Source organism: Antrihabitans cavernicola (assembly GCF_008297975.1).
In the GTDB taxonomy this organism is placed as follows: Bacteria; Actinomycetota; Actinomycetes; order Mycobacteriales; family Mycobacteriaceae; genus Antrihabitans; species Antrihabitans cavernicola.
This window is the reverse complement of the sequence record NZ_VLNY01000019.1, coordinates 1-22,424: the sequence shown is the minus strand read 5'-3', so window position 1 is coordinate 22,424 and position 22,424 is coordinate 1. Positions and strand designations below refer to the sequence as shown.

22 protein-coding genes and 1 pseudogene are annotated in these 22,424 nt (G+C 64.1%); 20 read left to right on the top strand and 3 right to left on the bottom strand.

Annotated features, from left to right (window positions below):
• The first annotated feature begins 20 nt into the window (after nt 1-20).
• Together thrB and rho are read left to right on the top strand one after the other, a co-directional pair.
• Nucleotides 21-953: a homoserine kinase gene (gene thrB, locus FOY51_RS24295; protein ID WP_149432865.1), complete on the top strand. Its 933-nt coding sequence runs from the start codon at nt 21-23 to the stop codon at nt 951-953.
• Nucleotides 954-1,257: 304 nt separating this feature from the next.
• Nucleotides 1,258-3,294, top strand: coding sequence for a transcription termination factor Rho (gene rho / locus FOY51_RS24290; RefSeq protein ID WP_149432864.1), 2,037 nt, complete (start codon nt 1,258-1,260; stop codon nt 3,292-3,294).
• Here the strand turns inward: rho and FOY51_RS24285 are convergent.
• Entirely contained in the window at nt 3,281-3,580 is a 300-nt protein-coding gene (locus tag FOY51_RS24285) for a hypothetical protein (RefSeq protein WP_149432863.1), read from the bottom strand. The two genes, rho and FOY51_RS24285, sit on opposite strands and share 14 nt — an antisense overlap.
• A 254-nt stretch (nt 3,581-3,834) precedes the next feature.
• Complete coding sequence (locus FOY51_RS24280; protein WP_149432862.1) at nt 3,835-5,427, bottom strand: serine/threonine-protein kinase; 1,593 nt, start codon at nt 5,425-5,427, stop codon at nt 3,835-3,837.
• 201 nt (nt 5,428-5,628) lie between these two features.
• Here FOY51_RS24280 and rpmE point away from each other — a divergent pair, with 201 nt between their 5' ends.
• The 17 genes and pseudogenes from rpmE to FOY51_RS24195 all read left to right on the top strand — a co-directional run bounded on the left by rpmE (nt 5,629) and on the right by FOY51_RS24195 (nt 20,065).
• Nucleotides 5,629-5,871, top strand: a complete 243-nt coding sequence (gene rpmE, locus FOY51_RS24275; protein ID WP_149432861.1) for a 50S ribosomal protein L31 — start codon at nt 5,629-5,631, stop codon at nt 5,869-5,871.
• Between the two features lie 89 nt (nt 5,872-5,960).
• Entirely contained in the window at nt 5,961-7,040 is a 1,080-nt protein-coding gene (prfA, locus tag FOY51_RS24270) for a peptide chain release factor 1 (protein ID WP_149432860.1), read from the top strand.
• 24 nt (nt 7,041-7,064) lie between these two features.
• Nucleotides 7,065-7,934, top strand: a complete 870-nt coding sequence (gene prmC / locus FOY51_RS24265) for a peptide chain release factor N(5)-glutamine methyltransferase (protein ID WP_149432859.1) — start codon at nt 7,065-7,067, stop codon at nt 7,932-7,934.
• 82 nt (nt 7,935-8,016) lie between these two features.
• Nucleotides 8,017-8,682 (top strand): L-threonylcarbamoyladenylate synthase, encoded by a 666-nt coding sequence (locus FOY51_RS24260; protein WP_149432858.1) that lies wholly within the window; start codon nt 8,017-8,019, stop codon nt 8,680-8,682.
• Complete coding sequence (gene glyA, locus FOY51_RS24255) at nt 8,679-10,010, top strand: serine hydroxymethyltransferase (protein WP_149432857.1); 1,332 nt, start codon at nt 8,679-8,681, stop codon at nt 10,008-10,010. Before FOY51_RS24260 ends, glyA begins: the two co-directional genes overlap by 4 nt.
• Before the next feature lie 43 nt (nt 10,011-10,053).
• On the top strand, nt 10,054-11,202 hold the full coding sequence (locus FOY51_RS24250) for a glycosyltransferase family 4 protein (RefSeq protein WP_149432901.1): 1,149 nt from the start codon (nt 10,054-10,056) through the stop codon (nt 11,200-11,202).
• Between the two features lie 212 nt (nt 11,203-11,414).
• On the top strand, nt 11,415-11,654 hold the full coding sequence (locus tag FOY51_RS28035; protein WP_149432856.1) for an AtpZ/AtpI family protein: 240 nt from the start codon (nt 11,415-11,417) through the stop codon (nt 11,652-11,654).
• Between the two features lie 45 nt (nt 11,655-11,699).
• Nucleotides 11,700-12,080 (top strand): ATP synthase subunit I, encoded by a 381-nt coding sequence (locus tag FOY51_RS24240; RefSeq protein WP_149432855.1) that lies wholly within the window; start codon nt 11,700-11,702, stop codon nt 12,078-12,080.
• Nucleotides 12,077-12,814 carry a F0F1 ATP synthase subunit A gene (gene atpB / locus FOY51_RS24235; protein WP_149432854.1) on the top strand — a complete coding sequence of 246 codons (738 nt, stop codon included), beginning with the start codon at nt 12,077-12,079 and terminating at the stop codon, nt 12,812-12,814. Before FOY51_RS24240 ends, atpB begins: the two co-directional genes overlap by 4 nt.
• Before the next feature lie 76 nt (nt 12,815-12,890).
• Entirely contained in the window at nt 12,891-13,145 is a 255-nt protein-coding gene (locus FOY51_RS24230) for a F0F1 ATP synthase subunit C (protein ID WP_149432853.1), read from the top strand.
• Between the two features lie 7 nt (nt 13,146-13,152).
• On the top strand, nt 13,153-13,650 hold the full coding sequence (locus FOY51_RS24225) for a F0F1 ATP synthase subunit B (RefSeq protein WP_149432852.1): 498 nt from the start codon (nt 13,153-13,155) through the stop codon (nt 13,648-13,650).
• Nucleotides 13,651-13,655: 5 nt separating this feature from the next.
• Nucleotides 13,656-14,975, top strand: a pseudogene (locus FOY51_RS24220) (F0F1 ATP synthase subunit B/delta).
• An 80-nt stretch (nt 14,976-15,055) separates the two neighbouring features.
• Nucleotides 15,056-16,729, top strand: coding sequence for a F0F1 ATP synthase subunit alpha (gene atpA / locus FOY51_RS24215; protein WP_149432851.1), 1,674 nt, complete (start codon nt 15,056-15,058; stop codon nt 16,727-16,729).
• 14 nt (nt 16,730-16,743) lie between these two features.
• On the top strand, nt 16,744-17,667 hold the full coding sequence (locus FOY51_RS24210) for a F0F1 ATP synthase subunit gamma (protein ID WP_149432850.1): 924 nt from the start codon (nt 16,744-16,746) through the stop codon (nt 17,665-17,667).
• 1 nt (nt 17,668) lies between these two features.
• Nucleotides 17,669-19,120 carry a F0F1 ATP synthase subunit beta gene (atpD, locus tag FOY51_RS24205; protein ID WP_149432849.1) on the top strand — a complete coding sequence of 484 codons (1,452 nt, stop codon included), beginning with the start codon at nt 17,669-17,671 and terminating at the stop codon, nt 19,118-19,120.
• Nucleotides 19,121-19,224: 104 nt separating this feature from the next.
• Nucleotides 19,225-19,590 (top strand): F0F1 ATP synthase subunit epsilon, encoded by a 366-nt coding sequence (locus FOY51_RS24200; RefSeq protein ID WP_149432848.1) that lies wholly within the window; start codon nt 19,225-19,227, stop codon nt 19,588-19,590.
• 55 nt (nt 19,591-19,645) lie between these two features.
• Nucleotides 19,646-20,065, top strand: coding sequence for a DUF2550 domain-containing protein (locus FOY51_RS24195; protein WP_371830486.1), 420 nt, complete (start codon nt 19,646-19,648; stop codon nt 20,063-20,065).
• On the opposite strand, the gene FOY51_RS24190 is transcribed toward FOY51_RS24195, so the two are convergent.
• On the bottom strand, nt 20,066-20,650 hold the full coding sequence (locus FOY51_RS24190; protein WP_149432846.1) for a cob(I)yrinic acid a,c-diamide adenosyltransferase: 585 nt from the start codon (nt 20,648-20,650) through the stop codon (nt 20,066-20,068).
• Nucleotides 20,651-20,720: 70 nt separating this feature from the next.
• On the opposite strand from FOY51_RS24190, the gene murA reads away from it, so the two are divergent.
• Entirely contained in the window at nt 20,721-22,007 is a 1,287-nt protein-coding gene (murA, locus tag FOY51_RS24185) for a UDP-N-acetylglucosamine 1-carboxyvinyltransferase (RefSeq protein ID WP_149432845.1), read from the top strand.
• Nucleotides 22,008-22,424: the final 417 nt, after the last annotated feature.

Genomic DNA, 22,424 nt, shown 5'->3' with positions numbered 1-22,424 from the left:
TGGACGCCGGTCAGCCTCTGATGACGAAGACGCTCCCTATCGGACTCACCGTGACGGCACGAGTCCCCGCGTCGAGCGCCAATCTGGGTCCGGGATTCGATACCCTCGGTTTGGCGTTGGGTCTCTACGACGAGATCACGGTGACCACCACCGCGTCCGGACTGACTATTTCGGTGGAAGGTGAAGGGGCGGACGATGTTCCGTGGGGCCCGTCGCACCTCGTAGTGCGCGCAGTCGAACGGGGTCTGGAGTCTGCCGGCGTCTGGGCTGACGGCCTGGACGTGGTGTGCCGCAACGTGATTCCGCATTCGCGCGGGTTGGGGTCGTCGGCCTCTGCAGTCGTCGGTGGGCTGGCTGCTGCGAACGGACTCGCATCGAAGGTGGATGGCGAACTCGCGCTCAGCCTCGAGCAACTTGTCCAGTTGGCCTCCGAGTTCGAGGGACACCCGGACAACGCCGCTGCCAGCGTTCTCGGCGGAGCCGTGGTGTCGTGGACCGAATCCGGCGTCGGTGACGGCGAAGACCGTCGATACCGCGCCGCGCGGCTCGACGTCGATCCAGGCATCAAAGCCGTCGTCCTGGTGCCCAACGAACGATCGTCGACAGCGCACACTCGCGGCCTGCTGCCGGAATTCGTTCCGCACCGGGACGCTGCATTCAACGTCAGCCGTGCGGCGCTGGCGGTCGTGGCGCTCACCGGGCGCCCCGATCTGCTGCTTCCCGCCACTGCTGACCTGCTGCATCAGCCGCAACGAGCGCCGGCACTCCCGCTCACGACCGAGTGGATTGCCCGGCTGCGGGGGGCAGGAATTGCTGCTGCGGTCTCCGGAGCTGGGCCGACCGTACTCGCGCTGATCACCGAGCAGTTCCCGGACGATCTCCGGGCGGCCGCCGAGGTCGCGGGGCTGCAGGTACTCGACCTCGAGCTTGCCGAAGGCGTTCACGTGCGGTGACGCACCGAAGGGGGCGGTCCTTGCCGTGCCCATGGTTGCGGGCTATCCTGGCCTTGTCCGTACATCGTGCGCATCAGACGCCGGTGCTTCACCAGGGCGATCACTTCAGAATTCGACTCCAAGAATTTTGAGGCATCACTGGCCCTGGAACGATCCTTTCGCACATTTTCTGCGGCGGTGGGTTGGTACCGGCGACGGGGTTCTGAGCGGCGATCAGTGACGGCACATCCGAGTCCAGCACATGCTGGGCTGCGGGACGAACCCTCGGCTCACACATCGCGAGCGAGGGAAGGAAAGGACCTCCGTGACCGATACGGACCTGCTCGCAACGCCTGTTGGCAATTCTGAGACCGATTCTCCGGTCAGCCAGGCGAAAGATTCACAATCGACTTCCCCCACCGCGGGACTCTCCGGGATGCTGTTGCCGCAACTGCGCGCTCTCGCAGGACAGCTGGGCATCAAGGGCACCTCGGGTATGCGCAAGGGCGACCTGATCGGCGCTATCAAGGACTCGCAGACCAGTACTCGGCCGGCAAAGTCGACTCCTGCTACCGAAGCGGCTGCACCGGTGGAAACAACGCCCGTCGTAGCCGAATCGGCCGCGCCGGCGACTGCGGAGCCGGCACCGGCGCGCACCGATGAACCGCGCCGTGACAACAAGAGCGACGACACCAGGAACGAAGACACCAAGGGCGACGCGAACAGCGCCGACGCCAACGACGGCGAGCAGGGTGGCGGCCGTAATCGGCAGCGCCGCGGCTCGTCTCGCCAGGCAGGCTCGCCGGAGCAAGGCAACGACCAGTCGGGTGATCGCCAGGACTCGCGTGGCGGCGACAACCGCAACACCGACGATCGTGAGCAGGGACGACGCTCCGAGCAAGGTGGCCAGGAGAACCAGGGCGGCGAGCGCAACCAGAACCGTCGCGAGCGCAACAACAACCAGGGCGAGCGGAATCAGGGCGACCGCAACAACCAGGGCGAGCGCAACAACCAGAACGATCGCAACCAGAACAACCGCAACAACCAGGGCAACAACGGCCCGCGCAACGACAACCGCAACGATGCCCAAGGCGACGACGACGGTGACGGTCGCGGCCGGCGCGGGCGCCGCTTCCGTGAGCGTCGTCGCGGACGCGACCGCGGTGAAGGCGGCGCACCCGGCAACGAGCGCGAGCCGGAGATCCGTGAAGACGATGTCCTACAGCCCGTCGCGGGCATTCTCGATGTGCTGGACAACTACGCGTTCGTCCGCACGTCGGGCTACCTGGCCGGGCCGAACGACGTCTACGTGTCGATGAACCTGGTCCGCAAGAACGGACTTCGTCGTGGTGACGCACTCACGGGCGCGGTTCGCGTCGCACGTGAGGGCGAGCAGAACAACCAGCGTCAGAAGTTCAACCCGCTGGTTCGACTGGACACCGTCAACGGTGGCGATGTCGAGGCCGCGAAGAAGCGTCCCGAGTTCCAGAAGCTCACTCCGCTGTATCCGAATCAGCGGCTGCGTCTCGAGACAACGCCGAACATCCTGACCACTCGCGTCATCGACTTGGTGATGCCGATCGGCAAGGGCCAGCGCGCGCTTATCGTCAGCCCGCCCAAGGCCGGTAAGACCAGCGTGTTGCAGTCGATCGCCAACGCGATCGCCACGAACAACCCCGAGTGCTATCTGATGGTCGTCCTGGTGGACGAGCGTCCGGAAGAAGTCACCGACATGCAGCGTTCGGTGAAGGGCGAGGTCATTGCCTCCACCTTCGACCGTCCGCCGGGCGACCACACCTCGGTTGCCGAGTTGGCCATCGAGCGGGCCAAGCGCCTGGTCGAGGCCGGCAAAGACGTTGTGGTTCTGCTGGACTCGATCACTCGACTCGGCCGCGCGTACAACAACTCGTCGCCGGCGTCCGGTCGTATTCTGTCCGGTGGTGTCGACTCGACAGCCCTGTACCCGCCGAAGCGATTCCTCGGCGCGGCACGCAACATCGAGCACGGCGGATCGCTCACCATCATCGCGACAGCGATGGTCGAGACCGGTTCTACCGGCGATACGGTGATCTTCGAGGAGTTCAAGGGCACCGGCAACGCCGAGCTCAAGTTGGACCGCAAGATCGCTGAGCGTCGTATCTTCCCCGCGGTCGACGTCAATCCGTCGAGCACCCGTAAGGACGAGCTTTTGCTCAACCCCGACGAGGCGGCCGTGATGCATAAGTTGCGTCGTGTGCTGCTCGGTCTCGATCCGGTGCAGGCGATCGAGTTGCTGATCGACCGGTTGAAGAAGAGCAAGAGCAACGCCGAGTTCCTGATGAACGTCTCGAAGACGGCTCCGGGTGGCTCTATAGACGAGTGATCGGGCTGAGTATCACCCGATCGACGGCCGGGAGCGCTATGGTTCCCGGCCGGAAGAAGACCTGACCGATCGCAGCCGCACCGATGACAAGCAACGCGACGCCGATCCCAGCACTGGGATCCGGCGTCGTCGCGTTATCTGCGTAGCTGACCTGGGTAGGCGGGACCGCGTCGTATGCGGCGGAGTAAGTGGCGGATCGCTGATGCTGCGGGCTCTGGGTCGCGAATCCGACGACAACCGCAAGGATCAGTAGGCCGAACACCGCTGCCGCAATCCGGGTGATCATTCGACTCCCTCGATGCCGTCCGACTCTGATTCTTGCCGAAGACAACTGTACGAATCGCCGACCACTCCCTGCGCGAGTAATCCACTACTCGAATCGCCCGCACTCCACCCATCCCACATAGTGAACGGAAGAATTGTTGCGTTCAGACGAGTGAACGGCGCGTTCACTCGATCCAACGCAACGAACGCGCCGTTCACTCCTGCCAACAAGTGGGGGGATGTCGGCATGTGGGATGAGTGCTGGGGGAGTTGGAGTCAGAAAGGCGCGGCCAGGAACCAGTTGTCGTGGACGTCCTGCCCTGACGAGCCACCGGATGCGCCGAGTACGCAGAAATCACGGCCGGGATCGTCGAAGGACACCGAGAGCAACCCGGACCCGGACATCGAATCCGTTTCCCAGCGGACGCTGCCGGTTCCCGACGGCCGCGTCCACCGCTCTTCGTGGACGTCGGTCACGCCGTCGCCCGATGCCGTGTACGTCTGCTGACTGCGCGCCGGGTCGCACCACACGTTGACGCTGATGCCGTTGCCGTCGGCCGGGCAATGCAGCTGGCGTGCGGTGGAACCGTTCTCGGAATTGAGCGGCGCGCACGAAATGCCCTGATAGCCAGTGGAATTGGGCGTTGCTGGCAGAAGGTTGGGGAACGCGTCGACGATGTAACTTGCGTCCCCCCACGCGCCGGTCGCCGGAGCCGGGATCGGCGCCGCGCTGCTCGCGGGCGGCGCGGTGGTCATCTCAGCGGTGGTCGTCTCGAGAGCGGCCGTCGTTGCCACTGCACTCGACGCGACTGGACCGGGAACCGGCGTCGGTGGTGCCGCCGAAGAATCGCTCCCGGAGGTCACCTTCACGATCACCACCACCAACGCAGCGACCAACGCAAGCGCCAAACCGGCACCGACGATCTTCGGCGCTCGCCGACGCTGCACCGGCGGTACCAGCGCCTGATTGACCGCCGTCGTGGTCGGACCGCGCACCAACGTCGGTGCGACCCGACCACGATCGACGGGCGAGCGCAATGCTGTCGCCGCTGCTTCCGCCAGTTCGCGACAGCTGCCGAAGCGTTGCGCCGGATCTTTCGCCATTGCCTTTGCGATCACGTCATCGATCTCGGGCGGCACGCCAGGGCTGGTCAGGGTGGCGCGTGGCGGTGGGCTCGACAGATGCGCGTGCATGACCGCGACCGGCGATTCCCGCCGAAACGGCACCGAGCCGGTGAGCATCTCGTAGAGCGTGCACCCGAGCGCATAGATGTCGACTCGGTGATCGACCTGCTTACCCTCGATCTGCTCCGGCGCCGCATAGGCGAGGGTGGCGACCAGCGATCCGGTGGCCGTCAGCGCAACGGACTCGTCGAGGCTGCGTGCGATACCGAAGTCCGTGACCAGGACCTTGTCGTGATCGTCGTCGCTCCGGGCAACCAGGATGTTCGCCGGCTTCACATCTCGATGGAGCAAACCTCGACGGTGCGCGCTGTCCAGTCCGCGCGCTGCCTCGCCGATGATGTACGACACGCGCTCCGGCGGAAGTGCAGCCGGACCCTGTTTCACCAGCGCGGAGACGTCGACGCCGTCGACGTACTGCATCGATATCCACAGCTGCGACCCCTCGGAGCCGCGATCGTAGATCGACACGATGTTCGGGTGATCGAGGCGCGACGCGAGCTCGGCCTCACGCTCGAACCGAGCCCGAAAAGCATGATCCGAACCGAGGCTGTCGTCGAGAACCTTCAACGCGTCGCGGCGGGGGAGCCGCGGGTGGCGCGCCAGGTAGACGGCACCCATGCCGCCGGCACCCAACCTGCGCTCAATCGTGTAACCGGCAAACACCGTCCCGGGTAGCAGTGCCATCCGCCCTCACTTCCCCACCTGTTCGAACAGACACTAACCCGGTGGAACAAACCGCACCGGGCCAGTGTTGAAGCACTCGTCGGCACAGAAACGCCGATTTCCAGGTCGATGACCAGTTCTGGCATACTGAACGGTCGAGTCCGGTTCCGGTTCACGTCTTCGATCAGCGAGGGCGACCCGGCGACCATTGAAAGGGACACCATGAAGGCAGGAATTCACCCCAACTACGTGGCGACCACCGTCGTCTGCGGTTGCGGAAATACTTTCGAGACGCACAGCACCAAGGAGTCCGGACGTATCAACGTCGAGGTCTGCTCGCAGTGCCACCCGTTCTACACCGGCAAGCAGAAGATCCTCGACACCGGCGGTCGCGTTGCACGCTTCGAGGCTCGTTACGGCAAGCGCGCCGGCAAGGCCGCCGACAAGGCTGCTTCCGAGTCCTAGCTCGTCCACCGACGCCCGGCCCTGCACCTATGCAGGCCGGGCGTCGGTTTTTTGTCGGTAGTGCCATTCACACGCGGGAAGCAGGAACCATGTCAGGCAGTACGCAGGCGTCGGCGGTCGACGACATCGTCGCCGAGTACACGTCCCTCGAACTGCAACTGTCGGATCCTGCGTTGCACAACGACCCCGCCGCTGCGCGACGCGTCGGCAAGCGTTTCGCCGAACTCGGTCCGATCATGTCGACCTACAACAAGTTGACCACCGCGCGCGACGACCTCGCCGCCGCGCGAGAGTTGGCAGCCGACGATTCGAGCTTCGCCGCCGAGATTCCCGACCTCGAAGCCGAGGTCGAGCAATTGGACCAGACGCTCACCGACCTGCTCGCCCCGCGCGATCCCCACGACGGCGACGACGTGGTGTTGGAAGTGAAGTCCGGTGAAGGTGGCGAGGAGTCCGCGCTGTTCGCCTCCGACCTGGCTCGCATGTACATCCGGTACGCCGAGCGTCATGGCTGGCGCGTCGAAGTTCTCGATGCCAACATCTCCGACCTCGGTGGATACAAAGAAGCGACGATTTCGATCAAGTCGAAGGGCGACGCGATCGACGGCGTGTGGGCCCGGCTGAAGTTCGAAGGCGGCGTGCACCGAGTCCAGCGTGTGCCGGTCACCGAATCGCAGGGGCGCGTCCACACGTCCGCCGCAGGCGTGCTGATCTACCCCGAGCCCGAAGAGGTCGAGGAAATTCAGATCGACGAGACCGAACTGCGCATCGATGTCTACCGGTCGTCGGGTAAGGGCGGCCAGGGCGTCAATACGACCGACTCCGCCGTCCGCATCACCCATTTGCCGACCGGCATCGTCGTGACCTGCCAGAACGAGCGGTCGCAGCTGCAGAACAAGGCGCGCGCGATGCAGGTTCTCGCTGCTCGGTTGCAGGCGGCAGCCGAGGAAGCTGCCGATGCGGAGGCGTCCGCGGGCAGGCAGAGCCAGATCCGCACCGTGGACCGGTCGGAACGGATTCGCACGTACAACTACCCGGAGAACCGAATCGCCGATCACCGGATCGGGTTCAAAGCGCACAATCTGGACGCCGTGCTCGACGGCGACATGGACGCACTGCTGGACGCGCTCGCCAAATCGGATCGAGAGGCCCGGCTCGCCGTCGAATAGTCCTCGACATGGCAGGCTGAGCAGGTGAGCCGTCAACCCCTTCGCGTCGCAATCGTCCAGGCCGCCGATCAACTCGCGGCCGCAGGCGTGCACAGTCCGCGCTCCGACGCGGAGTTGCTTGCCGCGCACCTCCTCGGCGTCGAGCGAACCCGGCTCGGCTTGGTTCCGCTGATCGAGCCCGCCGTGTTGGATGCGTATCGCAAGATGATCGATCAACGCGCGAAACGTATTCCGCTGCAGTACATCACCGGAGTCTCGGCGATGGGCGACATCGATGTGGAAGTGGGTCCCGGCGTCTTCGTGCCGCGACCGGAGACCGAATTGCTGCTCGGTTGGTCGTTGGCGTTTCTCGAATCGTGCGATCGTCATCCGCCTGTCATCCTCGACCTCTGCACCGGCTCCGGCGCGCTGGCGTTGGCAATCGCGCATGCACGACCCGACGGGGAGGTGCATGCCGTCGAACTCGAGTTCAAGGCGATGACCTGGGCGCGACGCAATGCCGACTTGCGCGCGTCGGCGGGGGATACGCGCATCACGTTGCACGACGGCGACGTCACTGACCGATCCCTGCTGACCGAGCTGGATGGCGCGGTCGACATCGTCGTCGCCAACCCGCCGTACGTGCCCGCCGGTACCGTGCTGGATCCCGAAGTGGCAGAACATGATCCGCATTCCGCGCTGTTCGCCGGGAGCGAAGGCCTCGATGTCATCACCCCCATGGTCGGCAACATCGCGCGGTGGCTCCGGGCCGGCGGTGGTGCCGCCGTCGAGCACGACGATTCCAACGGTGCGCAGGTCGCGGAGCTTTTCCGAGCAGACGGCGGGTTCGCCGACATCGCCGAGCATCCCGATCTCACAGGCAAGCCGCGATTCGTGGTCGCGCTGAAATCCTGACGCCGAGGTTCCAAGGCCGAGATCTGGGCGCTGACGCCGCGTCGCGACCGACCGCGATCGATCGCAATGCGAAGATGTAAGCGTGAGTACGGTCTACGACTGCCAGCAGCCAGATTCGCGCGCCGCAGGATTGACGGCGGCCACCGGTGCCCTGAAAGCGGGCCGGCTGGTCGTCCTCCCCACCGATACGCTGTACGGCCTCGGTGCCGACGCGTTCGACAGCGCTGCGGTGGCGTCACTGCTGCAAGCCAAGCGTCGTGGCCGGGACATGCCGGTGCCGGTGCTGGTCGGTTCGTGGAACACCATCGACGGGTTGGTCTTCGCGGTGCGGCCGCAAGCGCGCGATCTGATCCGAGCCTTCTGGCCCGGCGGACTGAGCTTGGTGGTGCAGCAGGCGCCGTCGCTCGCCTGGGACCTCGGCGATACCCGCGGCACCGTCATGCTGCGGATGCCGCTGCACCCGGTTGCGCTGGAACTGCTGCGGGACGTGGGTCCGCTCGCTGTGTCCAGCGCGAACGTCTCCGGTTCGCCGCCCGCTCGCACCGCAGCCGAGGCTCGTGACCAGCTCGGTGAGAGCGCCAGCGTGTATCTCGACGGTGGTCCGTCCGAACAGGCGGTCGCATCCACGATCGTGGATCTGACGGCGGACCACCCCCGCATCTTGCGTGCGGGAGCGGTCGCGACCGGCGACATCGCCGATGTGTTGGGAGTTTCCGCGGAGAGCCTGGAGACAGGAGTGACGCAGTGACAGACGAAACCCCGTTCTGGGGCCCCGATTTCGACCAGCTCGCCGCAACCGATCCGGAGATCGCCGACATCGTCGTCGCCGAGCTGGACCGACTTCGCGATGGCCTGCAGTTGATCGCCAGCGAAAATCTGACCAGCCCGGCTGTGCTTGCGGCGCTGGGATCGACCTTGAGCAACAAGTACGCCGAGGGCTACCCGGGGCATCGTTATTACGGCGGCTGCGGCGAGGTGGACAAGGCCGAGCTATTGGCCATCGACCGTGCGAAGACACTTTTCGGTGCCGAGCATGCGAACGTGCAACCGCATTCGGGCGCCAGCGCCAACCTCGCTGTCTACGCCGCATTTGCCCAGCCCGGCGACCAGATCCTCGCAATGAACCTTCCGCACGGCGGGCACCTGACGCACGGGTCGAAGGTGAACTTCTCCGGTCGCTGGTTCAACGCAATCCCGTACCACGTCGACAAGCGCACCGAGTTGATCGACTACGACGAGGTTCGCGATCTGGCGCTGACGCATCGCCCGCGGATCATCGTCACCGGTGCGACGGCCTACCCGCGGCTAATCGACTTCGAGGCGTTTCGGCGCATCGCCGACGAGGTGGGTGCCATTCTCTGGGTCGACGCTGCGCACTTCATCGGATTGGTTGCCGGAAAGGCGATCCCGTCGCCGGTGCCGTACGCCGACGTCGTGTCGGCGACCACGCACAAGGTGCTGCGCGGCCCGCGTGGCGGCATGTTGCTGTGCCGTGCCGAACATGCGAAAGCCATCGACAAGGCGGTCTTCCCGTTCACCCAGGGTGGGCCGCTGATGCATTCGATCGCGGCCAAGGCCGTGGCGTTCAAAGAAGCAGCAGACCCCAGCTTCCAGGCGTACGCGTCGAGCGTGACTGCCAACGCGTCCGCGCTGTCGAAGTCGCTGGAGGCCGAGGGGATGCGGTCGGTGTCCGGCGGCACCGATACCCACCTGGCGCTCATCGATCTGCGCGCAACCGGGGTGTCGGGGGCAGATGCCGAACGACGCTGCGATGCAGCACGAATCACGTTGAACAAGAACGCGATTCCATACGATCCGGCACCGCCGATGGTGGCGTCGGGTATTCGGGTCGGCTCCGCCGCGCTCACCACCCAAGGCTTCGACACCGCCGACATGACGCATGTCGGTGCGTTGATCGCACGCGTGGTTCGTGCGGAGGCCGGGACCGATGCAGGCGATCGTGAACTGGCCGGCGTTCGTGCCGACGTCGCCGAACTGGTTGCGACCAAGCCGGCGTATCCGCATCATGGTCGGGGCTTCGCCGCTCCCGGCACCGGTCACGGTCCCGCCTCGTGACGGTAGCGTCGTCGGAGTGAACCCTGTCCATTCCACTGCGCTGATGCTGGCCCAGGGGGAAGGCGGGGGAGCGGGCGTTCCGATCCGCGAATTGCTGCTCGTCCTGTTCACCGCCGCTGTCGTGACCTTCCTCGCCACCGGCGCTGTTCGACTCGTTGCGATCAGGTTCGGTGCCGTTGCGATTCCGCGCGACCGCGACGTGCACACATCGCCCATTCCACGCCTCGGCGGCGTCGGTATGTATGTGGGAATTCTGGCGGCGCTGCTCTTCGCGCAGCAGCTCCCTGCCTTGACCCGCGGATTCGAGTTCACCAAGGACATGCCTGCTGCGCTGGTCGCTGGTGCCGTCATCGTCCTGGTCGGCGCCATCGACGACAGGTGGGGTCTCGACGCCCTCACCAAGTTCGTCGGCCAGGTCACCTCCGCGGGCATTCTCGCTGTGATGGGCGTGAGCTGGTTCGTCATCTACAACCCGTTCGCGGGCGGCAGCACCATCGTTCTGGACCAGTTGCAGGCCGGTCTCGTCACCGTCGCCGTTGCGGTCGTGCTGATCAACGCGATGAACTTCGTAGACGGACTCGACGGATTGGCGGCGGGACTGGGTTTGATCGCCTCGGCCGCGGTCTGCGTCTTCTCGGTCGGCCTGCTGCACGAGCAGGGGGGCGACGTCAGCGCCTATCCGCCTGCCCTGCTCGCCGCAGCGCTTGCGGGCGCCTGCCTCGGTTTTCTACCGCACAACTTCCAACCTGCCCGCATCTTCATGGGCGACTCGGGTTCGATGCTGATCGGCCTGATGCTTGCCACGATCTCCACAAGTGCGTCAGGCCGAATCCCGCTCAACGCCTACGGCAGTCGCGACATTCTGGGTCTGCTCTCGCCGTTGCTGCTGGTCGGCGCAGTCATGTTCATCCCACTGCTGGACCTGCTGCTCGCTGTGGTTCGACGCACGCGCGCCGGTGTCAGTCCGTTCAGTCCGGACAAGATGCATCTGCATCACCGTTTGCTACAGATCGGGCATTCGCACCGCCGGGTTGTCCTGCTCATCTACTTGTGGGTCGGCGTGCTGGCCTTCGGGGCTGTCGGGTCCGCGCTGATCGATAGACGCGTGGTCGTACTGCTGGTGGCGGGCGGGTTGGTTTTCGCACTCGTCGTGACCGCGGTTCCCTCGCTGCGCGAACGCACCAAGGACTGATGTCCGATTAGTCGGGACTGCGAGGACTTGGAGATAGTAGCTCTATCTACTACACTGTGTCGTGGATAGAGAAAACCAGCGTCGTGGATAGGGGAAACGCCCTATTCGCTGTGATACGGTTTCGACGCCCCTGAACTGGGAATCGCCGGCCGCGACCACGTGGAATTCTTGTCCACGGTAGTGACGCTCGACCGACAAGGAGCTGCACGTGAGTGTTTCCAGCGCGTACACCGAGCACTGAACGAGTGCAGAGCGTACCGCCGAGTCCACGGCAGCTGATCGGCCTTGGAGCCAGCATAGTAGGGTTCGTCGTGCTGGGGCTTGTCCTGGGTGGTCTGCTGGATGCCGAAATGCACACTTCGCCCGTATTCATCGGGGTGGGACTTGCGCTCGGTGTCATCGGTGCAGCTGGAAGTCTGATCATGCAGTTCCGCAAGTTTATGAAGGATTAGAGGTTGACGACGATGTCAGGGTCCGAGCCCGACGCGGCGCCGCTCATGCCGGCCGTGCCGCTGAGCTTGCGCCGTCCGTTGATCATCGGCGGTGCCATCGGCACTCTCGCCTTGATCGCGAGTGCTCTTCTCGGGCATTGGCTTTTCGGTGTTCTCTTCATCGCCGGGTTGGCATTGGGCTTGCTCAACGTGAAATTGGTACAGAGCGCGGTAGCCCGCGTCACCGCCGATGACCACCCGAGCAAGCAGAAGATGGCCTACTCGTCGGCGTCCCGTTTGTTCATCATTACCGCAATTGCCCTCGTGATAGGTTTCCTGCTGGCCCCTGAGGGAATCGGCATTTTTGCCGGTCTGGCCGTCTTCCAAGTTGTTTTGGTTCTGAATACCACTGTGCCCGTTCTGAAAGGACTTCGCCAGCAGTCATGACTGACCAGGTTCTTGCTGAGGCAAACATCGAAGTAGGCCATCACACGCATTTCACTGCGTTGGGTATGACCTTCAATCTCGACACCATCATCGCGACCGTGATCGCGGCTCTGATCGTGCTCGGTCTGGCTTTCTATCTCCGGTCGAAGCTCACCTCCGGTGTGCCCAACGGCGTGCAGCTGTTGTGGGAGGGAATCACCGTTCAGATGCGCGGCCAGATCGAGGCTGCGATCGGCATGAAGATCGCTCCGTTCGTGCTGCCGCTCGCGGTGACGCTGTTCATCTTCATCCTCGCGTCCAACTGGCTCTCGGTGCTTCCGGTCCAGTACGGCCACACGGAGCTGATCAAGCCCCCGGCGTCGGATGTCAACTTCGTCTACGCCCTCGCGCTCTTCGTCTTCGCCTTCTACCACTTCGCCGGTGCCCGTCGCCGCGGCTTCTTCACGCACCTGAAGCAGTTGGCCAAGGGGCACGTGTCCTTCATGGCGCCGATCAACATCATCGAAGAAATCGCGAAGCCGATCTCGCTGTCTCTTCGACTCTTCGGCAACATGTTCGCCGGCGGCATCATGGTCACCCTGATCGCGTTGTTCCCGCCCTACATCTTGTGGGCGCCGAACGCGATCTGGAAACTGTTCGACCTGTTCGTCGGCCTGATCCAGGCCTTCATCTTCGCGCTGCTGACCATTCTCTACTTCAGCCAGTCGATGGAACTCGAGGACGAGCACCACTAGCCGAGACCGGCTATCAGAACCAGCTAGCTGACAATTTCACCCAGATCTCAACAGAGAAACAAAAGGAAGTGACGGTATGGATCCCAACGCAGTTATCACCGCTGGAGCGCTCATCGGCGGCGGCTTGATCATGGCCGGCGGCGCAATCGGCGCGGGCATCGGTGACGGCTTGGCTGGTAGCCAGCTGATCGCGGGTGTCGCACGCCAGCCCGAGGCGCAGGGTCGCCTGTTCACCCCGTTCTTCATCACGGTCGGCCTTGTCGAAGCGGCGTACTTCATCAACCTCGCCTTCATGGCCCTCTTCGTGTTCGCCACTCCCGGATTGACCTAGATCGCTGATGGACACCACAGTCTTGGCCGCGGGGGATAACTTCCTTATCCCCAACGGCACCTTCTTCGTCGAGCTGATCATCTTTGCGATCGTGCTCGGGGTTATCTGGAAGTTCGTCGTACCACCGATCAGCGCTGCCCTGAAGGAACGCGCCGACATGGTGGCCAAGACGGCCGAGGACAACCACAAGGCCGCGCGGGCGTTCGCTGATGCGGATACCAAGTACCGCGAGGAACTTGCGAATGCACGGACCGAGGCGTCCAAAATCCGTGACGGAGCACGCGTCGAGGGTCAGAAGATCCTCGACGACATGCGGTCACAGGCGAAGCAGGAATCCGACGTTATCCAGCAGCAGTCCGCACAGGATCTGCAAGCGCAAGGCGACCGAATCGCAACGGAGCTGCGCTCCAACAGCGGTTCGTTGGCGACCACTCTCGCCGACCGTATTCTCGGCGGCAAGAGCGACGCTGCATCGAGCCTTGCCGACCGAACGGGACGGGGGTAGCTCACATGGGCATCTTCATCGGACAGCTCATCGGCTTTGCCGTGATCGCGTTCGTCGTCTACCGCTACATCGTGCCGCCGCTCCGCAAGTTGATGAACAAGCAGCAGGAAACGGTGCGCACACAGATCGCGGAGAGTGAGCAGGCATCTGCGAAGCTCGCCGACGCCGAGCGTAAGCATGCGGACGCAGTCGAAGAGGCACGCACCGAAGCGGCACGTATCCGCGAGGATGCTCGTGCCGACTCGCAGCGCATCTCCGAACAACTGCGCGAGCAGGCCGATGCCGAGGTCGAGCGCATCAAGGCCCATGGTGCAGAGCAGTTGACTCTGCAGCGTGCGCAACTGGTTCGCCACCTGCGATCGGACCTCGGTGCCACCGCCGTCGGCGAAGCAGGCGATCAGGTTCGTCAGCGCCTTTCCGATCCGAAGGCTCAGGCGGCCAGCGTCGACAGCTTCCTCTCGGAGCTGGAGTCGATGGCAGGCAAGCCCAACCAGGGGGTCTCGTAGATGCACGCCGCAAGTCGGGATTCGCTGCAGGTAGTGCAGCGTCGTTTCGACGATTTGGTCAAGGACATCGACTCGTCCGCCCTCGCCGGCTTTGCCGACGACCTCGGGTCTGTTGCACGTTTGCTGCTCAGCGAAGTGGTGCTACGTAAGCACCTGGCCACTCAGGCAGACGATTCCGCGGGCAAGGTCTCGCTCGTCGACTCACTGCTGAACGGCAAGATCGGCGCTCCGGCTCTCGACGTCGTCAAGACGGCCGTAGCCGAGCGGTGGTCGGTCAGTCGTGACCTCACAGCCGCGCTCACACGCGTCTCGCGCCTCGCCGATCTGATCGACGCCGAGCGCGCGGGCCAGATCGAGAACGTCGAAGACGAACTCTTCCGCTTCGGGCGCACCTTGGATGCAAATCCGAAGCTGACGAGCTTGCTCAGCGATTCGGCTCGTCCGGTGGACGCCCGTTTGGGCCTGCTCGACGACGTGCTCGCGGGTAAGCCCTCGACGTACACGACACGGCTGCTGCACGGCGCTGTTCGTGGACTGCACGGCGAGAACCTCGACGCCGTTGTTCCCGAACTTGCCGAACTTGCCGCCGAACGTCGCGGCGAGTCGGTCGCACAGGTGACCGCAGCAACACCGCTGACGGACGAGCAGCAGGCCAGGCTCGAATCGGTGCTGTCGCGAATCTACGGTCGCAAGATCTCGGTGCAACTCGATGTCGATCCCGACGTCCTCGGTGGGTTGCACATCACTGTCGGCGAAGAAGTCGTCGACGGCACCGTCGCGTCGCGGCTCGCCAGCGCCGCCGATCACCTACCGAGCTAGTTGCACGCCCCTGGCCGCAGGTCAGGCACAGAATTTCACGAACCGAAACACCATATTCGAAAGCAGGGAAACCGATATCCATGGCGGAGTTGACGATCTCATCAGAAGAGATTCATGGCGCGGTCGAAAAGTACGTCGCCACGTTCTCAGCCGACACCTCCCGCGAGGAGATCGGTACCGTTTCCGACACCGGTGACGGCATTGCGCACGTCGAAGGTTTGCCGTCGGCGATGACGCAGGAACTGCTCGAATTCCCCGGCGGCGTGCTGGGTGTTGCCATGAACCTCGACGAGGGCAGCATCGGCGCGGTCATCCTCGGTGACTACGAGAACATCGAGCAGGGCCAGCAGGTCAAGCGCACCGGCACCGTTCTTTCGGTACCCGTCGGTGACAAGTTCCTCGGCCGTGTCATCAACCCGCTCGGACAGCCGATCGACGGTCTGGGCGACATCGAGGCGGAGACCCGTCGCGCACTCGAGCTGCAGGCCCCCTCGGTGGTCGAGCGTCAGGGCGTCGAAGAGCCGCTGCAGACCGGCATCAAGGCGATCGACTCGCAGACCCCGATCGGCCGTGGCCAGCGTCAGCTGATCATCGGTGACCGCAAGACCGGCAAGACCGCGGTCTGCGTCGACACCATCCTCAATCAGAAGCAGGCCTGGGCCACCGGCGACCCGAAGCAGCAGGTTCGCTGCATCTACGTCGCCATCGGCCAGAAGGGCTCCACGGTCGCGGCTGTGCGTCAGCGTCTCGAAGACGAAGGCGCACTGGAGTACACGACGATCGTCGCTGCTCCCGCCTCCGACGCTGCAGGCTTCAAGTGGCTCGCTCCGTACACCGGCTCGGCCATCGGCCAGCACTGGATGTACGCGGGCAAGCACGTTCTGATCGTGTTCGACGACCTGAGCAAGCAGGCCGAGGCGTACCGCGCCATCTCGCTGCTGCTGCGTCGTCCGCCGGGCCGCGAGGCATACCCCGGTGACGTCTTCTACTTGCACTCCCGTCTGCTGGAGCGTTGCGCGAAGCTGTCCGACGAGCTGGGTGCCGGCTCGATGACGGGTCTGCCGATCATCGAGACCAAGGCCAACGACATCTCGGCCTTCATCCCGACCAACGTCATCTCGATCACCGACGGTCAGTGCTTCCTCGAGACCGACCTCTTCAACCAGGGTGTCCGCCCCGCCATCAACGTCGGTGTCTCGGTCTCCCGTGTCGGTGGCGCCGCGCAGATCAAGGCCATGCGTACCGTCGCCGGTTCGCTTCGCCTCGACCTGTCGCAGTACCGCGAGCTGGAGGCCTTCGCGGCCTTCGCCTCCGACCTGGATGCCACCTCGAAGGCTCAGCTCGAGCGCGGCGCACGCCTGGTCGAGCTGCTCAAGCAGGCGCAGTACAGCCCGCTGGCCGTCGAAGAGCAGGTTGTCGCGATCTTCCTCGGTACCGCCGGGCACCTCGACTCGGTTCCGGTCGGCGATGTCGGCCGCTTCGAGTCGGAGTTCCTGGACTACGTGCGCGGTCGCCACGAGAACGTGCTGAACGAGATCCGTGAGTCGAAGTTGTTCTCGGATGATTCGTCCGACACGCTGACCAAGGCTGTCGCCGACTTCAAGCAGGGCTTCTCCACAACGGATGGCAGCTCCGTCGTCGTCACGGACGACGATGACGCGGCCGCCAAGTCGGCTGAGCCCGCCAAGGAAGAGAAGGAATCGGTCACCGTGCACCCGCGCCCGTCCGACTCCGCATCTTCCGAGAAGAACTAAGGGTGCATGCATAGATGGCCGCACAATTACGCGTCCTGCGGCGGCGAATCCGTTCGGCAGGATCCATCAAGAAGATCACCAAGGCGCAGGAGCTCATCGCTACGTCGCGGATCTCGAAGGCGCAGGCTCGGGTAGCAGCTGCCCGGCCCTACGCCGAGGAGATCACCAACGTGCTCAACACGTTGGCGGACGAGTCGGCGCTCGATCACCCATTGCTGGTCGAGCGGGACAACCCGAAGCGTGCGGGCGTGCTGGTCGTGTCGTCGGACCGCGGTCTGTGCGGCGGTTACAACGCCAACGTGCTGCGCACCGCCGAGGAGCTCTACGCAACGCTGCGCAGCGAGGACAAAGAGCCGGTCATCTACACCGTCGGCCGAAAGGCGTTGAACTTCTACGGTTTCCGTGGACGTGACGTCGCCGATTCGTGGACCGGAGTTTCCGAGCAGCCCACCTATGCAGCGGCCTCCGAGATCGCGCAGAAGTTGGTCGCGGCATTCGTCGAAGGCACGGACGTGCCGTACGAGGATCCGCTGCCGGAGGAGATCGTCGGGGTCGACGAGATCCACATCGTCTACACCGACTTCAAGTCGATGCTGACGCAGACGGCCGTCGCTCGCCGGATCGCACCGATGGCGGTCGAGTTCTCCGAGTCGCCCCCGAAGACCGAGTTCGAGTTCGAGCCCGATGCAGAGAAGTTGTTCGAGACGCTGCTTCCGCGCTACCTGGCAACCCGGGTGTACGCGGCGATGCTCGAGTCTGCTGCCTCCGAGTCGGCTGCTCGCCGTCGTGCCATGAAGGCCGCGACGGACAACGCGGACGACCTCATCAAGGGGCTCACGCTGGAAGCCAACCGCGCTCGCCAGGCCCAGATCACCCAGGAAATCAGTGAAATCGTCGGTGGCGTTGACGCGCTGGCCGCAACAGGAAGTGACGAGTGAGATGACTGCCACCGCATCCGATACCAGAGACACAGGAACGGGCGACCGTGACGGCCGCGTTGTTCGCGTGACCGGCCCGGTCGTCGACGTGGAGTTCCCGCGCGGCGCCGTTCCCGAGTTGTTCAACGCGTTGCACGCGGAGATCACGTTCGCCGAGCTGTCCAAGACCCTGACGCTCGAGGTCGCGCAGCACCTCGGCGACAACTTGGTCCGCACCATTTCGATGCAGCCGACCGACGGCCTGGTCCGCGGCGTTGCCGTGACCGATACCGGCGCCTCGATCTCCGTTCCCGTCGGCGACGGCGTCAAGGGCCACGTGTTCAATGCCCTCGGCCAGTGCCTGGACGAGCCCGGCTACGGCGACGACTTCGAGAAGTGGTCGATCCACCGCAAGCCACCGGCCTTCGACCAGCTCGAGGGGCGTACCGAAATGCTGGAGACCGGCCTCAAGGTCGTCGACCTGCTCACGCCGTACGTGCGTGGCGGCAAGATCGGTCTGTTCGGTGGTGCCGGCGTCGGTAAGACGGTGCTCATCCAGGAGATGATCAACCGTATTGCCCGCAACTTCGGTGGTACTTCGGTATTCGCCGGTGTCGGTGAGCGCACCCGTGAGGGCAACGACCTCTGGGTCGAGCTTGCGGACGCCGACGTCCTCAAGGACACCGCCTTGGTGTTCGGCCAGATGGACGAGCCGCCGGGCACGCGTATGCGCGTCGCCCTCTCGGCCCTGACGATGGCCGAGTACTTCCGCGACGAGCAGAACCAGGACGTGCTGCTCTTCGTCGACAACATCTTCCGCTACACGCAGGCCGGTTCCGAGGTCTCCACGCTGCTCGGCCGTATGCCGTCCGCCGTGGGTTACCAGCCGACACTGGCCGACGAGATGGGTGAGCTCCAGGAGCGCATCACCTCGACGAAGGGTCGCTCGATCACGTCGATGCAGGCCGTGTACGTGCCCGCCGACGACTACACCGACCCCGCGCCCGCCGCGACGTTCGCCCACCTCGACGCGACTACCGAGCTTTCCCGCGCGGTGTTCTCGAAGGGCATCTTCCCGGCCGTGGATCCGCTGGCATCGTCCTCGACGATTCTGCTCCCGGGCATCGTCGGCGAGGATCATTACCGGGTGGCTCAGGAAGTCATCCGTGTGCTCCAGCGCTACCAGGACTTGCAGGACATCATCGCGATCCTCGGTATCGACGAGCTGTCGGAAGAAGACAAGCAGCTGGTCGGCCGCGCACGTCGCATCGAGCGTTTCCTCTCGCAGAACATGATGGCTGCCGAGCAGTTCACCGGCCAGCCGGGCTCGAACGTGCCGCTGAAGGAGACCATCGAGGCCTTCGACAAGCTGACCAAGGGCGATTTCGATCACCTGCCCGAGCAGGCGTTCTTCCTGATCGGTGGACTGGACGATCTGGCCAAGAAGGCAGAGAGCCTTGGCGCGAAGCTCTAGCTTCGGCGTCACTCGAAAGGACACGATATGAGTGATCGTCGCCGCCCGCGAGCGAGGATCGCAGCGAGGGACGAGCGCGGACCGGAACGAGCGGAAGGCGCGACATGAGTGAAATGACAGTCGATATCGTGGCGGTCGAGCGCAGCATCTGGTCGGGAGAAGCGACCTTCGTCTTCGCTCGCACCCTCAACGGTGAGATCGGCATTCTGCCCCGGCACATTCCGCTGATGGCGGAGTTGGTCGACGACGCGACAGTTCGCATCGACACCGTCGAGAACGGTTCGCTCACCTTCGCCGTCGATGGCGGCTTCCTCTCGGTCACCGAGAAGGGCGTCACCATCCTCGCGGAGGAAGCCGAATTGTCCGACGATATCGATGCCGACAAGGCGCAGAGCGATGCCGAATCGGACGACGCTGTCGTCAGTGCGCGTGGGCGTGCGCGCCTTCGGGCACTTGGACGGCAGGTCTAAGCGAGTTCGATACCTGCGATAAGCGACGGGCGGCCAAGAGTTGCAGACCGGGACGATAGTGATCGTCGTCCTGGCCTGTGTCTTGGTCGCCCTTGCTGCGTCTGCGACCTATCGGCTCATTCTGTTGCGTCGCGGCGGCACCGCGGCCATTCTTCGAACGATCCCGGCGACCGGTGATCACGGGTGGCGTCACGGTTTGATCCGCTACGGCGAAGAATCGTTGGTGTTCTACAAGCTGTCGAGTCTGCGGCTCGGCCCGGACTCGCGCATCTATCGGCAGGGCATCGAGGTCGAAGATCGACGCGGCCCGCGCGACAGCGAGTTCGACATCATGACCGAAGAGGTCGTCGTCCTCGCAGTCAGTGATGAGGACCGCAACTACGAAGTCGCACTCGACCGCGGTGCATTGACCGGGTTTCTGTCGTGGGTCGAATCGCGGCCGTCCGGGCGATCGATGCGCGGCCGGTCGTCGTAGCTATCTTTCGGGCGAACGTCCGCCACCCGGGCGCCACAAGACGTCCCCGTCCGGATTCGCCACTCGGCCGAGGATGAACAGCAGGTCGGAAAGCCGATTCAGATATTTGGCGGGCAATGCGCTGGTGGAGTCGGGGGCGGCGTCGACGGCTGCCCAGGCCGATCGCTCCGCTCGTCGGGCAACGGTCCGCGAGACGTGCAGCAGCGCACCGAGTGCCGTGCCACCCGGCAGGATGAACGAATGCAGCGGCTCAAGCTCGTCATTGAAAGTGTCACACCACTTTTCGAGCCGATCGATGTAGCTCTGATCGATCCGTAACGGGGGATGCTCGGGATTCGCGACGACCGGCGTGGACAAGTCGGCGCCGGCATCGAACAGATCGTTCTGGACTTGGCGCAGCACGTCGCTGATTGGCTGCGGCGGATCACCCAGCGAGAGCGCAACGCCCAGGCTTGCATTGGTCTCGTCGCAGTCCGCGTACGCGGTGAGACGGGGATCGTTCTTGGAAACGCGCGAGAAGTCGCTGAGTCCCGTGGTGCCGTCGTCGCCGGTTCGGGTGTAGATGCGGGTGAGGTGAACGGCCATGCCGCAACCGTACCGCCGAGTTTCCCCCGTCGCCCCGCGCACGAGGTGGTGCTGACTAGGCTGACCCATTGTGAGCGAACGCTTCTTGGTTAATGGCGGTAACCGACTCGTCGGTGAAGTCGTCGTCGGTGGTGCAAAGAACAGCGTCCTCAAACTGATGGCTGCGACGTTGCTGGCTGAAGGGACCTCCACGATCAGCAACTGTCCGGACATCCTGGACGTCCCGCTGATGGCGGATGTGTTGCGCGGTCTGGGCTGCACGGTGGCAATCGATGGCGACGTGGTCACCATCGACACACCTGCGGAGCCCAAGTACCACGCGGATTTCCCTGCGGTGAAGCAGTTTCGGGCGTCTGTGTGTGTGCTCGGACCGTTGGTAGCGAGGTGTAAGCGCGCGGTGGTTGCGCTACCTGGCGGTGATGCAATCGGATCCCGGCCGCTCGACATGCATCAGGCAGGCCTGCGATTGCTCGGTGCCGAGAGCACGATCGAGCACGGTTGCGTGGTCGCATCGGTGGAGAAACTGCAGGGCGCGAAGATTCGTCTGGACTTTCCGTCGGTAGGCGCAACGGAGAACATCCTCATGGCCGCGGTGCTGGCGGAGGGGGAGACCGTCATCGACAACGCTGCGCGCGAGCCCGACATCGTCGATCTGTGCAACATGCTGGTCCAGATGGGAGCCAAGATCAGCGGGGCGGGAACCACGACCCTGACCATTCTCGGCGTCAAGAAGTTGTCACCGACGACGCATCGGGTGATCGGCGACCGGATTGTCGCAGCGACGTGGGGGATAGCGGCGGCGATGACCACCGGCGACGTACGAGTGACCGGAGTCAATCCGAAGCACTTGTCGTTGGTGTTGGACAAGCTCCGCGCTGCGGGTTCGCAGATCACGTACGAGTTGGACGGATTTCGGATCATCCAGCAAGAACGGCCGAAGGCGGTGAACACCTCGACGCTGCCCTTCCCCGGATTTCCAACGGACCTGCAACCGATGGCAATCGGGCTCGCTGCTGTTGCCGACGGAACGTCGATGATCACGGAGAACGTATTCGAAGCGCGATTTCGATTCGTCGAAGAGATGATTCGCCTGGGAGCTGACGCGCGCACCGACGGTCACCACGCGGTAGTGCGGGGGATACCTCGTCTGTCGAGTGCTCCGGTGTGGTCGTCCGATATTCGGGCCGGCGCCGGTTTGGTGCTGGCGGGGCTGGTCGCGGACGGTACGACCGAGGTGCACGACGTCTATCACATCGATCGTGGTTACCCGCGGTTCGTCGAGAACCTGTCGGCATTAGGTGGCGATATCGAGCGCGTCGGCGAGGCCGACGACATTCACCCAGATGGTGTTGCCTGAAAGTGTGGCGGGGGCCACACTTGCGCTCGAGCTGATTTCGAGTCGCAGGCGGCTCAAATTTTCCCGTTTGACCTGGCGATATGCACCCCGAATCGCCGCCTGTCCTGGCGATTTGACGCAGTGTTCTTGTTCGCGTAACTTTCTTCAAGTCAGAGCAACGCGGACGCCGACCTAAGCCCCAGGGCGAGGGAAACGAGGCCGGACGCAAGAGCCTGACCATCCCGAAGTTTCAGCCTCTCGCAAGGCTGATGTCTTCAACCATCTGATACGGACCGCGATGTTTGACCGCGCGTGTTCGGTAGGATAGGCTGGAGCGGTTGCCCCGGATGGCCTGCTTGTTTGTGGGTTTGATGGTGTGTGTGTGTTCTTTGAGAACTTAACAGTGTGTCGATGAATGTCAGTGCCAATTGTTTTGGC

What these genes read in the sequence shown, in the direction of transcription:
- atpB (WP_149432854.1), top strand. Translation starts at nt 12,077, where the DNA reads ATGACTGACCAGGTTCTTGCTGAGGCAAACATCGAAGTAGGCCATCAC.
- FOY51_RS24210 (WP_149432850.1), top strand. Translation starts at nt 16,744, where the DNA reads ATGGCCGCACAATTACGCGTCCTGCGGCGGCGAATCCGTTCGGCAGGA.
- FOY51_RS24250 (WP_149432901.1), top strand. Translation starts at nt 10,054, where the DNA reads ATGCTGGCCCAGGGGGAAGGCGGGGGAGCGGGCGTTCCGATCCGCGAA.
- thrB (WP_149432865.1), top strand. Translation starts at nt 21, where the DNA reads ATGACGAAGACGCTCCCTATCGGACTCACCGTGACGGCACGAGTCCCC.
- FOY51_RS24285 (WP_149432863.1), bottom strand. Translation starts at nt 3,580, where the DNA reads ATGATCACCCGGATTGCGGCAGCGGTGTTCGGCCTACTGATCCTTGCG.
- atpD (WP_149432849.1), top strand. Translation starts at nt 17,669, where the DNA reads ATGACTGCCACCGCATCCGATACCAGAGACACAGGAACGGGCGACCGT.
- FOY51_RS24225 (WP_149432852.1), top strand. Translation starts at nt 13,153, where the DNA reads ATGGACACCACAGTCTTGGCCGCGGGGGATAACTTCCTTATCCCCAAC.
- FOY51_RS24230 (WP_149432853.1), top strand. Translation starts at nt 12,891, where the DNA reads ATGGATCCCAACGCAGTTATCACCGCTGGAGCGCTCATCGGCGGCGGC.
- FOY51_RS24240 (WP_149432855.1), top strand. Translation starts at nt 11,700, where the DNA reads ATGCCGGCCGTGCCGCTGAGCTTGCGCCGTCCGTTGATCATCGGCGGT.
- atpA (WP_149432851.1), top strand. Translation starts at nt 15,056, where the DNA reads ATGGCGGAGTTGACGATCTCATCAGAAGAGATTCATGGCGCGGTCGAA.
- FOY51_RS24200 (WP_149432848.1), top strand. Translation starts at nt 19,225, where the DNA reads ATGAGTGAAATGACAGTCGATATCGTGGCGGTCGAGCGCAGCATCTGG.
- FOY51_RS24280 (WP_149432862.1), bottom strand. Translation starts at nt 5,427, where the DNA reads ATGGCACTGCTACCCGGGACGGTGTTTGCCGGTTACACGATTGAGCGC.
- rpmE (WP_149432861.1), top strand. Translation starts at nt 5,629, where the DNA reads ATGAAGGCAGGAATTCACCCCAACTACGTGGCGACCACCGTCGTCTGC.
- FOY51_RS24190 (WP_149432846.1), bottom strand. Translation starts at nt 20,650, where the DNA reads ATGGCCGTTCACCTCACCCGCATCTACACCCGAACCGGCGACGACGGC.
- prfA (WP_149432860.1), top strand. Translation starts at nt 5,961, where the DNA reads ATGTCAGGCAGTACGCAGGCGTCGGCGGTCGACGACATCGTCGCCGAG.